Annotated in this window: 16 protein-coding genes; 12 read left to right on the top strand and 4 right to left on the bottom strand. The window is 46.5% G+C overall.

Translation table 11 applies throughout. The annotated features are described in order from the left end of the window. Nucleotides 1-87 precede the first annotated feature (87 nt). The gene (locus tag BCT81_RS17350; RefSeq protein WP_347232112.1) at nucleotides 88-768 is read left to right on the top strand and encodes a ParA family protein; all 681 of its coding nucleotides are present in this window, start codon (nucleotides 88-90) and stop codon (nucleotides 766-768) included. An 82-nt stretch (nucleotides 769-850) separates the two neighbouring features. On the opposite strand, the gene BCT81_RS17345 is transcribed toward BCT81_RS17350, so the two are convergent. Further along, the gene (locus BCT81_RS17345) at nucleotides 851-1,129 is read right to left on the bottom strand and encodes a hypothetical protein (RefSeq protein ID WP_102425255.1); all 279 of its coding nucleotides are present in this window, start codon (nucleotides 1,127-1,129) and stop codon (nucleotides 851-853) included. 302 nt (nucleotides 1,130-1,431) lie between these two features. On the opposite strand from BCT81_RS17345, the gene BCT81_RS29380 reads away from it, so the two are divergent. From BCT81_RS29380 to BCT81_RS17295, 11 genes are all read left to right on the top strand, one after another. Beyond that, nucleotides 1,432-1,605 (top strand): hypothetical protein, encoded by a 174-nt coding sequence (locus BCT81_RS29380; RefSeq protein ID WP_198596916.1) that lies wholly within the window; start codon nucleotides 1,432-1,434, stop codon nucleotides 1,603-1,605. 83 nt (nucleotides 1,606-1,688) lie between these two features. Continuing rightward, a complete protein-coding gene (locus tag BCT81_RS17340) occupies nucleotides 1,689-2,090 on the top strand; it encodes a hypothetical protein (RefSeq protein WP_102333687.1) in 402 nt (133 codons plus the stop codon). Nucleotides 2,091-2,182: 92 nt separating this feature from the next. Beyond that, nucleotides 2,183-2,701, top strand: coding sequence for a DNA repair protein RadC (gene radC, locus BCT81_RS17335; protein WP_102425254.1), 519 nt, complete (start codon nucleotides 2,183-2,185; stop codon nucleotides 2,699-2,701). A 70-nt stretch (nucleotides 2,702-2,771) separates the two neighbouring features. Beyond that, nucleotides 2,772-3,359, top strand: coding sequence for a DUF3275 family protein (locus BCT81_RS17330; RefSeq protein ID WP_102425253.1), 588 nt, complete (start codon nucleotides 2,772-2,774; stop codon nucleotides 3,357-3,359). Further along, a complete protein-coding gene (locus BCT81_RS17325) occupies nucleotides 3,359-4,444 on the top strand; it encodes a DUF6094 domain-containing protein (protein ID WP_102425252.1) in 1,086 nt (361 codons plus the stop codon). The genes BCT81_RS17330 and BCT81_RS17325 overlap by 1 nt, the downstream gene beginning before the upstream one ends. A gap of 66 nt (nucleotides 4,445-4,510) precedes the next feature. Continuing rightward, complete coding sequence (locus BCT81_RS17320) at nucleotides 4,511-5,086, top strand: hypothetical protein (protein ID WP_102425251.1); 576 nt, start codon at nucleotides 4,511-4,513, stop codon at nucleotides 5,084-5,086. After that, nucleotides 5,083-7,356: a DEAD/DEAH box helicase family protein gene (locus BCT81_RS17315; RefSeq protein WP_102425250.1), complete on the top strand. Its 2,274-nt coding sequence runs from the start codon at nucleotides 5,083-5,085 to the stop codon at nucleotides 7,354-7,356. The genes BCT81_RS17320 and BCT81_RS17315 overlap by 4 nt, the downstream gene beginning before the upstream one ends. Before the next feature lie 80 nt (nucleotides 7,357-7,436). Beyond that, complete coding sequence (locus BCT81_RS17310) at nucleotides 7,437-7,787, top strand: hypothetical protein (protein WP_241908228.1); 351 nt, start codon at nucleotides 7,437-7,439, stop codon at nucleotides 7,785-7,787. Between the two features lie 65 nt (nucleotides 7,788-7,852). Next, on the top strand, nucleotides 7,853-8,347 hold the full coding sequence (locus BCT81_RS17305) for a hypothetical protein (protein ID WP_019820934.1): 495 nt from the start codon (nucleotides 7,853-7,855) through the stop codon (nucleotides 8,345-8,347). Further along, nucleotides 8,344-8,670 carry a hypothetical protein gene (locus BCT81_RS17300; RefSeq protein WP_019820935.1) on the top strand — a complete coding sequence of 109 codons (327 nt, stop codon included), beginning with the start codon at nucleotides 8,344-8,346 and terminating at the stop codon, nucleotides 8,668-8,670. Before BCT81_RS17305 ends, BCT81_RS17300 begins: the two co-directional genes overlap by 4 nt. A 15-nt stretch (nucleotides 8,671-8,685) precedes the next feature. Then, a complete protein-coding gene (locus BCT81_RS17295; RefSeq protein ID WP_019820936.1) occupies nucleotides 8,686-8,871 on the top strand; it encodes a hypothetical protein in 186 nt (61 codons plus the stop codon). Between the two features lie 444 nt (nucleotides 8,872-9,315). Here BCT81_RS17295 and BCT81_RS17285 read toward each other — a convergent pair whose 3' ends face one another. The 3 genes from BCT81_RS17285 to BCT81_RS17275 all read right to left on the bottom strand — a co-directional run bounded on the left by BCT81_RS17285 (nucleotide 9,316) and on the right by BCT81_RS17275 (nucleotide 12,983). Beyond that, the gene (locus BCT81_RS17285; protein WP_102425248.1) at nucleotides 9,316-10,329 is read right to left on the bottom strand and encodes a ParB family protein; all 1,014 of its coding nucleotides are present in this window, start codon (nucleotides 10,327-10,329) and stop codon (nucleotides 9,316-9,318) included. Beyond that, a complete protein-coding gene (locus tag BCT81_RS17280; RefSeq protein WP_102300558.1) occupies nucleotides 10,326-11,579 on the bottom strand; it encodes a ParA family protein in 1,254 nt (417 codons plus the stop codon). The genes BCT81_RS17285 and BCT81_RS17280 overlap by 4 nt, the downstream gene beginning before the upstream one ends. Before the next feature lie 408 nt (nucleotides 11,580-11,987). Beyond that, nucleotides 11,988-12,983 (bottom strand): replication initiation protein, encoded by a 996-nt coding sequence (locus tag BCT81_RS17275; RefSeq protein WP_102425247.1) that lies wholly within the window; start codon nucleotides 12,981-12,983, stop codon nucleotides 11,988-11,990. Nucleotides 12,984-13,285 lie beyond the last annotated feature (302 nt).

Here is a 13,285-nt window from a genome sequence, read left to right as displayed (position 1 = left end):
CTGCCATTATACCTCCCGTGGGGAGGTATTTTCATCTACAGTTAAAATTCAAGTATATTTCCTTCTCTTCCAATAAGACGGATTCTAGTGCCCTTACAATTAAGAAAAAACACCATTAGCTTAGCAAACACAAAAGCCAAAAAAGTGCTCATAATGAACTCAAAAGGAGGGGTTGGAAAATCAACGGTTGTCATCGGCATAATCAGCCAGCTTTTAAATCAAGGTTATAAAGTCGCCCTTATCGATTTTGACAAACAAAAGTCGAGCCACGATTGGGCAATAAACATAATTCCAGGATTTGTAAGCGCATACACCCCCTCTTTTTATAGCTTGTCTGAACTCACTTTGAAAATCCGAGTACCGAAAGACACAGACTTTGTGATCGTTGATTCTCCGTCTAACTTCACACAAGGGGAAATGGCGAGGTATATTCATTTTATGGATGGTGTCATCATTCCAATGGCTCCCTCACCAATAGATCTTCATGCCAGTTTGCCATTTATAAAATCGTTACTTGACTCAAAGGTGTTAAGTAGGAAGAAGATCTCTTTATCTTTTATAATAAATCGATGCTACTCTCACGATGAAAGATTAAGAAAAGTTCACCACCTACTCAGTTATTTCAGACACTATCCGACGATTGGAGTGGTCACCGAAGATCGCTGTTATCAAGATGCTTTTTACAATAGAACTGTGCTTACGGGAACTCATGACAAAAATACGTGGGATAAGATAGTAAACTGGATACAACGCTTACCTGGCAAGTAATTGATTGCATGTTTGCCAGGCTGGACACCAACACAAAATTACATTTTGTGTTCAGCTCTTAATGCATTTCACACCTTATGAGCTACTCAATCGAGTGTTCGTCATAATTACAACGCTCAACGGTTACTCGATCTAACCGTCTAGGTTCAAGAAAATCAATTAACTCGTCATTTAACTGGCAAATTCGGCACTGTTCACCACAAAATAATTCCTGAGAAATAAAGTGTTCATTAACTAACTGTGACACTACCGCTTCAGCTAAATCATAAACCCTTGTATCTTGCTCTGAAGATACACCTAAAAGACGATTAAAAGTCTTAACAATATCAAGTTCTAGTGCATTCATAAAACGGTTATCCATTCCTACGTTATATTCCAACTTAGAAAAGTCGTGCAAACCCTTACAATACCACCTCCTTCACCAACACAAAGTGGTTGACACGCTTCCTACCCTCTTTTAACCTAAATAGTTCAAACGTTGAATACTGACGCACCAGTATTAAGCACACGGGTTTAACCGCCCTTAAATGGCTCTCTGAAACGTGTCGCGACTTCTTTTTAAAGAAGTGAAAGCATACTGATAATCCATCAGCTACCCCTCACCACCCATAGGAAACCTTTCCTTTGGGCAAGTGTTTCCTTGTTTTATAACAGGAGAAACACATGGACTACATAACCCTACTCGATAACTTCGTTTTTTGGGGCATCTTTCTATCGGTCTTTTGGCTGGTTTGGAAAAGTCATGCACCCATGACGTTTTTTGCTGCGCATTGGACACTGCTTCAACGCAACGCTGCGCCGATCCTTCGCATGAAGTTCGCACGCCGAAGACGTTAACACTCAAACTATCTTGCCGAATCACCTCACCTTTTTAGGAGCTTTCTCCTAAAGGGGTCGCTCCTTTTTTATTAGGAGCGATTATGAGTCAAACTACCCCACCGCTATTTGGTCACTATGTACTTAATGACGCCCTCGATCCATCGGGCTTTATTGATATCACATCCACAGCCAAGGACGCGGGCTTTTACTTCCCGTACACCGGCATCAGTCAACAAGCGTACTTTCAAGCGGTTGATGTGCCGGACGTTATCATTGAGTGCAGCAAAGAGAAGCTCACCCTTCAATTGCTGAAACTGGCGCGGCGAGCCGCCCGTAAAGTACCGGCTCAGTCGCAGGTGCCCTTTACGGTGTGCCAACCACCCAGCCTCGATAATCTGTACGTCAACCGCTCACTCGACTTAATTGCGAGCATTGAGCGAGACCGACACGATCAACCTATGCTCATCATCACGACCAAAGAGGACGAGGTGCACGACGCATAATCACTGACCGTCAATACGGTGGTGCTTTGCACCACCTTTACCCATGAGGGGGCTCCCCTTCATGGGTGCTCCTTTTTATTAGGAGCACCTGTATGCGATACCAATCCTCCTATGGCCAAGGCAAATTGCAAGAGCTGCAAGACGCCCCTGGCGAATACTACCAACTCACCGAGCCGGTGAGCCCCGATGAACTGCTGGATATGGCAAAAGCCATCGCCATCGACCGTTTATCACGCGGCGTCACCTTAGACAGCCCGGAGCAAACGAAACGCACCCTCAGTGGTTTACTGCAGGGGATGGACAGAGAAGTCTTTGGCGTACTCTTTCTTAACACTCAACATCAGTTGATTGAGTTTGAGATATTGTTTTATGGCACCGTTAACTCGGCCAGTGTCTATCCCAGAGAGGTCGTGAAACGCGCCCTACTCTGGAATGCCACCTCGGTCATTTTATGTCATAACCACCCTAGCCTATGCAGCGAGCCCAGTCAGGCGGACCGGCGCATCACACGGCAATTGTCGGATGCACTGGCACTGATTGACGTGCGCATCCTCGACCACTTTGTGGTCGGTGAAACCGTCACCTCGTTTGCTGAGCGCGGCTGGCTTTAACTTTTACTATTCCCTAACCGGAGAGGTCTTCCGGTGGGAGGCCTTTTGACGTTTAACTCAGGAGGCCAACATGGTCCAAGTACCCGGCACACTCACCATCAAAACCGTTAGCGGGCGTTATGGCGACTTTAACGTCGCCATGCTCGATACCGACATTGGTCAATTCTCCGTTCGAGACGCGGTCTTAGATGAATACAGCGAAGGCACCTATCAAGGCACCTTTGGATTACAACGTATTTATCCGGGCAGCTATCAAACCAGCAACCGATTTGTGATTGAAACGCGCGCCGAGCTTAACGGCATTTGGCTCAGTGATTACAAAGAAGAGGCGCTGCCACGAGACGAGCCAATGGAAGAAGATCCGTTAGCCAAAGAGCGCAAGGCGCAGCAACAGCTGACCGAGCAACGAGACGTGGCCAGTCAGGCGTTGGCGTCGTCCCAAGAAACCCAAGAGGACTTAGTCAGCTTGTTTGGGGCGCTGTGGCCATTACCAAGTCACATTGGTGACATCGTCAAACTCACCCCAGAAGTGGGGCGAGAAGTGATGGGCAAGCAACTGGCTTACCTCAAGCGTCGCATCAATGATGAACGCGTGTGGAAGTTTGAGCCCAAAGCGCAGCATTGGATGCGCCTTCGTCTTGATGAGGAGGCAAGCTAATGGCCGTGATGCACCCGCGCGTGGCGCACAACTACCTCAAGGATGGGTATTACCCCACCGATGAGGCGACCTTAGCAGAGATAGCCAAGCGACTGCGGTTCAAAGCGGGCACTCAGCACTTACTCGACCCGTGTTGCGGAGAAGGCAAGGCGCTGGCTCAGTTGGCGAGTCACATCGCCCACCATGAGCAGAGCGTACTTCACACCTATGGTGTGGAGCTGGATGAGGCGCGAGCCGTCAGTGCCAGTCAGTGCCTCGATTCGGTGCTGCGCAGCAATGCGTTTGACACACAAATCGGCTCAGGCAGTCAGACGTTGCTGTTTTTAAACCCGCCTTATGGCGCGGTGGTCACCGACCAAGTGGACAAGCAACATCGTGACATGGCCAGACTGGAAGTGCAGTTCACTCAACGCCTGCTCCCCACGCTAAAGCGTGACGGCGTATTGGCGTTGGTGGTGCCCTACCCCTCTCTCTCGCCTGCGTTTAGTCGTTATCTTGCAATGCGGCTACGACAGGTCGAGGTGTTCGCCGCCTCAACGGGCCGCTTTAAACAAGTGGTCATCTTAGGGCGCAAAGCGGACATGAGAGGGCCAGAGCATCAAGCGGAGCGCACACAAACAGCGACCCAATTGATAAGCGCTGGCGAAGGTAAGGCAATACTGCCTCACCCCGCTCGACCGTTTGAGATAACTCCGGTCAATGACGCGCCATTTCGTTTTGAAATGATACGGCCAGACACCGGGCAACTTGAGCAAGCGTTTGGGGCGCATGGGGGGCTTTGGCCCACCTTTGACACCCAATTTAACCTCGCGAGGCACCATCAAGTGCCTCGGCCGTTAAGAAAACTGTCACCCTGGCATTTGTCGTTGTCGCTCGCGGCGGGACAGATTGCCGGCAAGGTGCACAGCAACGATGGCGCTCAGACCCTGCTGGTCAAAGGCGGCACTCAAAAGGTGCAGCGCACCGTGACCACAGTTGATGAAAGTCAAACCATCACCACCGTGATAGACCAATTTCAACCGCTCATTCGAGCGATTGACCTCACCCCGGGTGAGCGCTTTGGTTGCATCGTGGTCATACAATAACTTCACTGCCCGTCAGGCGCTTTTCCTGACGGGAAGGCGCCTTATTTTTTAATAAGGAACCTAACCATGAAGACTCCACTGATTTCGCTCGATAACGGGCTTTATCTCGATGCGGTGGTCACCACCACTGATAACCAAGTGCAATTTCTCTCCGTATGGGGACGCGATGGCGCCATGCAACACTTTTTCGCCGCGCTCACGCTACCGATGAGCGAGGGCGGAATACGCGTCATGACCGTCAAATTGCCAGGCGGTAATCTGGTGCTCGACTTTGCCCAGGCGAAGTCACTCACCAAGCGTACTACGCGGTTACCCAAACACACCCCTGTGGGCGAATGGGTGCATACCTGGCTGATTCATCCGTCGTTACTGAAACCTAGCGGTCAAAGTATGACAGTGATGAGTCAAACCCCGCTTTCTCACACCGCGTTGTGGCCAACGCTCAAGCAACTGTGTCATTTGCCGTTACTAGAGCATTGGCAACCGGCCCTGCAACCGAGACTGCAATCCATGATTCATGAGCTGCCCGCTTATGGGGTGTTTGCGTATCACTTGGACTTGCAGATTGATGTGATGGAGCCCTTAGTCAGTGAAGCGCTGCAGCAAGGCGTGTTAACCGTACCGCAAGGAGCGATGCGATGAGCGACTCGACAGAAATCACTCAACAAAACGAGCAAGACAACGTGTTGTCTCTGCATGACTTCATCGACCAATTCGGTGACGGCCTATTGGCCAACATTGAAGCGGCGCACCCAGCGCGTTATCAATCGGCGTGTGAAAAGCGCACGGCGGTGATGCAATCGCTCAAGCGCGTGCCGTTTGAGGCGCAAGCCGAAGCGATTCAGGCCATCAGTACCCTACTGCTCGATGAGCGCGCCCCGGCGGGCATTCTCAACGGCGAAATGGGCTCGGGTAAAACCATCATGGGTATCGCCACCACGGCGGTGGCTTTCCATGAAGGCAAGGCCAAACGCTTTTTACTGTTAGCCCCGCCGCATCTGGTGTACAAATGGCGCCGAGAAATTCTCGATACCGTTCACAACGCCAAGGTGTGGGTGCTCAATGGCCCTGATACGTTGCGCTCTTTGCTCAAACTGAGACAAGCGGCGGCTCATGATGGACCTGAGTACGTGATACTGGGCCGGGTTCGGATGCGCATGGGGTATCACTGGAAAAGCGCCTATCAAACCAAGACGCTCAAACGCACGTTAGGCCATGACGGTCTGCAGGCGCAAACCGCCCAGCTGGACTTTGTTCGTTGCTCGGATTGCGGCGAATTAGCCAAAGATGAAGAGGGCGAGCTTATCGCTCCGACGCATTTTTCGGTGGATGTGCAACAGAGCTGCAAAGCGTGCCATGCACCGCTGTGGACGCTTAAACGTCAACGCCAACACGACAACCTGAGCAAGACCATTTCACGCGCCCTGCAGACCTTACCGACCATAGGTAAAGTCACCGCAGGGAAGTTATTGGATGGCGTGGGTGAGCGCGTACTGGCGAAAGCGCTGACGGACAACATTTACGAGCTGGTTAACTTGCTTGATGAAGACGGGGAGTTTGTGTTTAACGACCGACAATCTGAACGCATTGAGCGCAAGTTGGCCAAAACGCAATTTGCGTTTGGTCAAGGCGACTACCAGGCAAGTGAGTTCATCAAACGCTACTTCCCGAAGGGGTTCTTTGACTGGCTCATCATCGATGAGGCGCATGAATATAAGAACGCAGGGGCGGCGCAAGGCCAAGCCATGCAGGTACTCGCCGGTTGCGTGAAACAGTGCTTACTGCTGACGGGGACGCTGATGGGCGGCTATGCGGAAGACCTTTTTTATCTGCTGTGGCGCACCATGCCATCAGTGATGATGGAAGAGGGCTATCGTTACCACCGAGGAAAGCTCGGCAGCGCCGCCCTCTCGTTCTCGCAAGAGCACGGCATCATCAAGGAAATCATGAAAGTGACCCACGATGTGAACCACAAAACCGCGAAAGGCAAGAACGTCAAAGTGAGTCAAACCCGCGCGCCCGGTTTTGGGCCGATGGGGGTGGCCAAATTTGTCTTACCTTACACGGTGTTCGTCAAACTGGCTGATATGGGTGACGGCATTTTGCCAGACTACCAGGAGCACTTCATTGAAGTGGCCATGGAGGATGAGATGCAGATGCATTACGCCGACATGGAGCAACGCTTAACCGCGAGGCTTCGTCAAGCGTTAGCCGCTGGAGACCAAACCCTATTAGGCGTGGTCATGAGCGCGCTGCTGGCGTGGCCAGATTGCGCGTTTCGAGAAGAGAGGGTAACTCACCCTCGCTCTCAAGAAACCCTGGCTTATATTCCGGCTTTGTTTGATGAGCAGACACCAACCCCCAAAGAGCAACAGCTCATTGAGATGGTCAATGCGAACAAACGCAAAGGCCGACGGACCTTGGTGTACACCGTTTACACCGGCAAACGCGACACCGCATCGAGGCTCAAGTCACTGCTGAGTGACCAAGGCTTAAAATGCGCCGTGCTGCGTTCAAGCGTAAAAACCGAAGACCGAGAAGATTGGATACTGGAGCAGGTGGACAGAGGCATTGATGTGCTCATCACCAACCCAGAGCTGGTCAAGACCGGACTGGACTTGTTGGAGTTCCCTTCGATTGTGTTTACCAACACTGGCTATAACGTCTACACGCTGATGCAAGCGGCAAGACGCAGCTGGCGTATCGGCCAACGAGAGGACGTGGACGTGAGCTTTTTAGGCTACCAAGACAGCGCGCAAATGGCGTGTCTGGTATTGATGGCCAAGAAGATAGCGGTCACTCAATCCACTTCTGGCGACATGCCGGACAATGGATTGGATGTACTCAACAGTGATGGCGACAGTGTGGAGGTGGCGTTAGCCAAATCCTTACTCAAGCAAACGACGCGTTAAGACGTTAACGTCTTAGCTTATCCCTAATGGGCATCTGATGCCCATTGGGTCTTGGGTGCCCATCGACCTTTAAGGACACAATGATGACGCAACCCATATCAACCAACCATGCCTTAGCCTTTGCGTATTTCAAAGAAGGCTTTCCGTATGGCGACGACAACCACTTATTGTTTGAGCAGGTCTCAAACGGTGGGGACTTGGAATTTTTCACTCTCGTACTGGAAACAATCATTCCTGTAATAGAGCAATATCTGGCGCAATTTGAGATAGACGCGCCTGATAAGTTGTACCTCTTCTACGGGGAGGTGTTTCCTTGCCAATTGAAACGGTTACTTGAGCGTGAGCCCAATCCTACCCGACAAGCGTTGGAGCAATGCGCTGACAAGGTCTTGCAACACATCGCCCAGGCGATGCGTGACATTCGACAATAACTCAACCCCAACCGGGAGCTTGCCTCCCGGTACGCTCCCTTTTTTATTTTAACGGGAGCAACCCTATGAACAACATGAATCACGTACTGACTGAGCTGATGGCTTGGCTCGACGACAACATGGCCAATCAAACCGACCTGCATTTTGATAATGACGGTCAAGTTGATTCGGCCGCCGTCTATCAAGCCTTGTCCATGCAGCTGACCACCTTGCCGCCGTGCGACGCGTTAAAGGCCCACCTCACCTTGTCGCACTCAATGCTGGCACAAGTGGCTCACTTACAACGTGTGCACCGTCCAGCCTTCTCCTGGCAATCTCAGCTTATCACGTTGATTGAGCGAAGAACGTCAGGTGGACTGTTTGTGTCACCGAGTACGAACTCAGAACCGTACCGTGAATTTCACTACTATTGTGATGAGCACAATACGCTATGGGCCTTGATGGTGATGGACAACGAAGACCGCATCATGGATGTGTATTTGCACCCTGAGCTTTATGGCGACCCTGAGGTCTTTGCGCTTTGTCTACTCTCCCATACACAAACGGGAGAGAAAGCATGAGCGATTCTAAAGAGCAACGCCTGCAGGTGGCCAACACCATTCTCATGCAACTGGGAGGACGTCGATTCAGCATGATGACCGGCGCTAAACAGTTCGTGGCCATCGAGCGGGGGTTATTGTTTGCCTTACCGGCGAGGTTAGCCAAACAGGGCATCAATAAAGTGCGTATTGAGTTGGAGGCCAACGACACGTATACCGTGACCGCTTTAAAGGTCAACGCACGTCACGGTGACGTCATCGAGGTTCAATGTGAATCAATGGTGTACCGCGACCAACTGGAAGCGACCTTTGAGCGCATGACGGGCGTATACACTCGCCTCTAAACTTTGGAGCAACCCATGAACTATTGCATCAACGGTGGAGAGCAGGGCGCATTACAGCCCCTGGATGTTCCAGCCAATGACGAACCACCGTTCCTAGAGCGTGGTGAGTTTGGAGCAGATAACCGCTATAGCCAAGAGCAGCCTGTCACGATATTACAATGTCAGCACTGCCAACATGAGATGATTGACCTATCATCGTAAACAAGAAAGGGAGAGCATCATTGCTCTCCCTTCTTTTTATGACTCTATCTCACCAAGCAAACGTCTGAAGCAACCTGACTACGATTACCTATATTCAATAAGACTCAAACCATTGTCCACCGATAGACATTGAAGCAATACCCCTAATGTCCTGCGCCCAGCGCTGTGGTTCAGAAGACTAGTATTTTGTATCAAAGGGGAGGCTGCGCCAAAGGGGAAAGGGGTCAAGGGAAGGGTTTTCCCAAGGGAAAAGCCCTATCCAGAAAGGGGAAAAGGGAATCTCCGATCAAGATGGAGCTTATAGTTACATTTTACGCTGTCATTAAGCAAAATCATAAGGGGCTAGTTAAAACTTTGGCGAACAACCCCCTTGTAATTTTAATGAAACGCATGGCAGCATGCTTAAAATGGTCTCATAAACTTCTAGGTGTCTTATCCAACTAACTATTTAGCTTCTTCTTTAATTAACCTTTCAATTTTATCGATTAACTCTTGGCTCTGTCTACCAAGTTCAAATTTCACATTACGTCCATTTGAACTAATGCTCATTCTCGCGTGTTTATCTTTTGCGTCAAACGAAATAATCTGAGTAGTTTGCCATTGCTTACTTTGTTTATTTCTACCTAAAACATCGTTGAGCATCATTTCCATTTGATTTAAGACTTTCATTTGAGATTCTTTGATCTCTAAAGATTCCAAACAGGGCAGTTTCGTAGTTAACTCATTGCAAAATTCACTTACGTCTCCAGAATACTTGATTAGCTCCTTCTCAACCTTAGCTATACGCGCATAAAATGAAGACGGTATACCTTCATAATCAGGAAATATTTCAATAAGTTCAGCATTAATATCACTAGCTTGCAGGCATTTTCGAATGGTTTCTCGGCCGACATATAAAGCATCAGCAACTTCGTTGATTTTCATCTCATCAGGATTAAAACCTTGTTCTATCAACGCCTTTTTATAAGCCAATCCACGTTCGCGTAGCGAGTGCCTTTTCTTATTACTAATGTCTTCGATCAGTTCGCGGAGTTCTTTGTTAGATGCACAATCATATGGGAGAACTTTGATGGGGTATGACTTTTCACACTCGATAGCGCAGTAACGTCGAACGCTTCCTTCAAGCACTAAAATTGTTTTTTGATCTTCAGACCAAATCCCCAAACAATCTTCAAGGATTCCTTTTTCATTAATAGAATTGAAGGTATTACCAATTGATCTAGCATTGAGCGCATTTTGAGTTCTTGGATTAAGTGGATGTGGTTTCGTTCTTACTTCAACATCATTTGCTGAAATAACACGACGAACAGCTTTCACAATACCTTTATCAAACTGGTATTCGTAAACGTCACGCCCGCGCTTAAGGCCGTTGTCTTGTTTAAGTGAACTCTTCTGAGATTTTATATTAGAACCTAAGATGTCGTCTTTACTCATCGTTGAACCATATTTACCCGTCATAGAGTTTCCTTAATAGAAATAGTCTTAATTTCACGAATAATTTGCTTATACGTTTGGTTAATGCTTGCTATCGCTTCATCATATTTTGCTCCTGAGCAAACTTTTTCTTGTTTTGCTACATCTAGAGCTGTGCGGTTCATAGAGCTTGCATAACTGATTAACTCAGAATGAATGATACAACTGGAGAGTAAGCGATCTTGAACGGTTCTAGTCAACTTACTAACCGTTGAAAGCTCAGAGTTACTTTTCTCATTATGGTTAACGACAAGAAAACGAGACCAAATAAGATTTGAACCTTTACTCGGCAAAGATTCAAAGCGTCTGGACGTCGTTAACGAATAGTTTACAGTTGATGCATAATCATATTCACGAGGTGTGATCGGGATTAACAAGCAATCAATTGCCTCATTCACAAGCCATAATAACGGCGACTCTTGTGGCGGAGTATCTATATAAATAATGTCATATTTCGACTTAAGCACAGGTAAAATATCGCGACGGAAACGACAAATAAATTCATCTTTCATATCATCATCAGCTTTCCAGAACTGGTGCAAGAAACGCTCATCAGTGCTGAAGGCTGGCATAACATCCAAATTGGGTAGGTGTGTGTTAAACGGTGATGCTAATATGATTTCTTCCTCAGAGTAGCCATCATCGATCAAATCTTGAAACTCGCTATCAGGTTCATACATCCCCAAAGTGAGATCAATCGGGGTAAGATAAATAGCATCAGATTCAACAGTAGCTTGATTAATCATCCCTTGACCATTTGAACCTTGCGGATCAATTTCAATAATCAATACTTTAGCGTTAGTCGTTATATCAAGAGCCGTGGCTGTGGCTAAGGTAGCTGTAGTCGTACTCTTTCCTGTCCCACCTTTTTGGTTTTCAACCGCAATTGCACGAGGTTCATGTTCATCACGATATGAAGAAAACCCAAAGTGTTCCCAAAGTCTTGCAATATCGTGTCGAGTAAATAAATGCTGCTTATTATGGAAGACAGGTTCAGTAATGACACCTTTATTGATCGCGTCTTGAATAAGATCTTGAAAGGTATTAGTTCCAAATGACGTAAATCTTCGAAGCTTGGTTTTGTTCAAACAATGGTTGTAAATCAACCGTGGTAAACTGCCAACAACTTCATCGCTTACATTTACATTATTTCCAGTCGCTAGAAGTTCTTTTTTCGATAACTGTTCTTCTTTCATGCGATTTGCGATTTGCAAAAGGCGTACTGATTCCGTCATTTTTAAGCTCCACTTAGAGTATTGAGGTAATAATAAATGCCATCAGTATCGATTACAACTATAAAAATCAATTATCGTTACCGGCATCAACTTTAACTATCAGGGGGATTATTAATTACGTCAATTCAGCTTACATTTGGAAATGAGGAAACTTTAAGATTCCTTAATCAAAAATAACAAGGGGGTTGTTCGCCACAATTAACGCGTTTAGATTGACGAAGATAACGAAAGAATAAATCTAATAAAAAAATGAAAGGAGTAGGAGTCCAGTTCAGGGAAGGTCTGGACTCTAAGGGTCATATAGCTATTGAGTTAAGCCAATACGACGAAAGATCTTTACTGTTTGGGGATAGTTACCCCCAACTTTTTTAATAAATATTAGCTTAATCCTCTTAAAAGAGAAAAAAGTTAGGTCAGAGTATTTATGAGCTCAATAGCCTTATCACAAACATTATTACCTGATAAAACAAAATCTGATAGGTTCGTTTTCAAAATTTCAATTTCATCTTGCGTAACCTCTTCATTTGCCAGAATCTTACAGTGAATAACAACAGCACGCTCAAGTGGAGTAAGCTCTTGGTCTAAAACTTGTTCTTTCGAAGTACTATCCCAATAATAAAGAAATTCTAGCTTAACAACTTTTCGACCTTCTTTTCCCGTTCTAAAACCATAATATTGCGGACTCGAACTATCAGAATAGAACCTAATTCTAGGTTCTATTCGCTCTATTTCAGCAATTGCTGGCCTTATGACTCTATTGATAAACAAGCTCAACTTAGTAAATGATTGTTTTTTTAATCCCCCCTCTTCATCTAATAAGCCGAATAGCCCATATAACTCTTTTAACGTCCTATACCCAACAGTACCAGATCCGTGATCTTTAAAACGGCTAAGAATTGCATATAATTTCTTGCTCGATTCTTTTTTCAAACTACGAAATTCGATATCTGAAACTCGCGCATGACCTCTCGACCCACCAAAATAAGCTGGCAAGAGGATGTCATTAGGGGTAATAGTTAGTACCCCGCGTTTATAGCTGATCTCTTTAAACAGTGCTGTATGTTTAAATTCGTCTTTAGATTTTAAACCAATATTTTTACCCATCAGTCTTTTACAAGGCTCGTATAGGACACGTTTGAATACTGATGGCTCTATGTGGAACCAATTTTTAAGCTCTTCTGAAGAAAACTCATAAGATAGAGGCTTACCTGTATAGACAAGCTTTCCGTCTTCGTTTGGCAACAAGTAATCCTCACGGTTATCAAATGCTAACCTTTTAAGAAACATCGCAAAAATATCATGCTCTATTGGAGTTAAATCAAGCTGACTAAAAACGATTTCATGCGACTTTTTAATGAAGTCATCTTGTTTAAGCAACGCCACGTTAGATTTGGGTTCAGACATAAATGAAGTACCGAATAGGGATCATAATCTTTAGTTTTCATCCGTAGCATAGAGTAAATATCAATCAAGATAAGTTAAACACCTCATTGATGAGCCATTTTGGTGACAAATTACTTAGTTTTTTGTGAAATTAATCATTATAAGCTGAGTAATACGTTACCTTTAAGTTCTTGTAAAAAGTACACTGTGAATAAAAACCCTTATAACTGAGTAAACCGTACCTTATAACTAAGTAACCTGCAACCTTTAGCTAAGTAAACAGATCTATAAAACTAAGTAACCTGCAACCTTTAGCTAAGTAA

The organism is Vibrio sp. 10N.261.52.A1, assembly GCF_002876325.1.
GTDB lineage: Bacteria > Pseudomonadota > Gammaproteobacteria > Enterobacterales > Vibrionaceae > Vibrio > Vibrio chagasii.
The sequence above is the reverse complement of the archived record's forward strand: the minus strand, read 5'-3'. Positions and strand labels throughout refer to the sequence as shown.

Excerpts from the sequence above, each read along its gene's own strand:
- BCT81_RS17315 (WP_102425250.1), top strand. The coding sequence starts at position 5,083 with ATGAGCGACTCGACAGAAATCACTCAACAAAACGAGCAAGACAACGTG.
- BCT81_RS17340 (WP_102333687.1), top strand. The coding sequence starts at position 1,689 with ATGAGTCAAACTACCCCACCGCTATTTGGTCACTATGTACTTAATGAC.
- BCT81_RS17275 (WP_102425247.1), bottom strand. The coding sequence starts at position 12,983 with ATGTCTGAACCCAAATCTAACGTGGCGTTGCTTAAACAAGATGACTTC.
- BCT81_RS17300 (WP_019820935.1), top strand. The coding sequence starts at position 8,344 with ATGAGCGATTCTAAAGAGCAACGCCTGCAGGTGGCCAACACCATTCTC.
- BCT81_RS17295 (WP_019820936.1), top strand. The coding sequence starts at position 8,686 with ATGAACTATTGCATCAACGGTGGAGAGCAGGGCGCATTACAGCCCCTG.
- BCT81_RS29380 (WP_198596916.1), top strand. The coding sequence starts at position 1,432 with ATGGACTACATAACCCTACTCGATAACTTCGTTTTTTGGGGCATCTTT.
- radC (WP_102425254.1), top strand. The coding sequence starts at position 2,183 with ATGCGATACCAATCCTCCTATGGCCAAGGCAAATTGCAAGAGCTGCAA.
- BCT81_RS17345 (WP_102425255.1), bottom strand. The coding sequence starts at position 1,129 with ATGGATAACCGTTTTATGAATGCACTAGAACTTGATATTGTTAAGACT.
- BCT81_RS17305 (WP_019820934.1), top strand. The coding sequence starts at position 7,853 with ATGAACAACATGAATCACGTACTGACTGAGCTGATGGCTTGGCTCGAC.
- BCT81_RS17330 (WP_102425253.1), top strand. The coding sequence starts at position 2,772 with ATGGTCCAAGTACCCGGCACACTCACCATCAAAACCGTTAGCGGGCGT.
- BCT81_RS17325 (WP_102425252.1), top strand. The coding sequence starts at position 3,359 with ATGGCCGTGATGCACCCGCGCGTGGCGCACAACTACCTCAAGGATGGG.
- BCT81_RS17320 (WP_102425251.1), top strand. The coding sequence starts at position 4,511 with ATGAAGACTCCACTGATTTCGCTCGATAACGGGCTTTATCTCGATGCG.
- BCT81_RS17310 (WP_241908228.1), top strand. The coding sequence starts at position 7,437 with ATGATGACGCAACCCATATCAACCAACCATGCCTTAGCCTTTGCGTAT.
- BCT81_RS17280 (WP_102300558.1), bottom strand. The coding sequence starts at position 11,579 with ATGACGGAATCAGTACGCCTTTTGCAAATCGCAAATCGCATGAAAGAA.
- BCT81_RS17285 (WP_102425248.1), bottom strand. The coding sequence starts at position 10,329 with ATGACGGGTAAATATGGTTCAACGATGAGTAAAGACGACATCTTAGGT.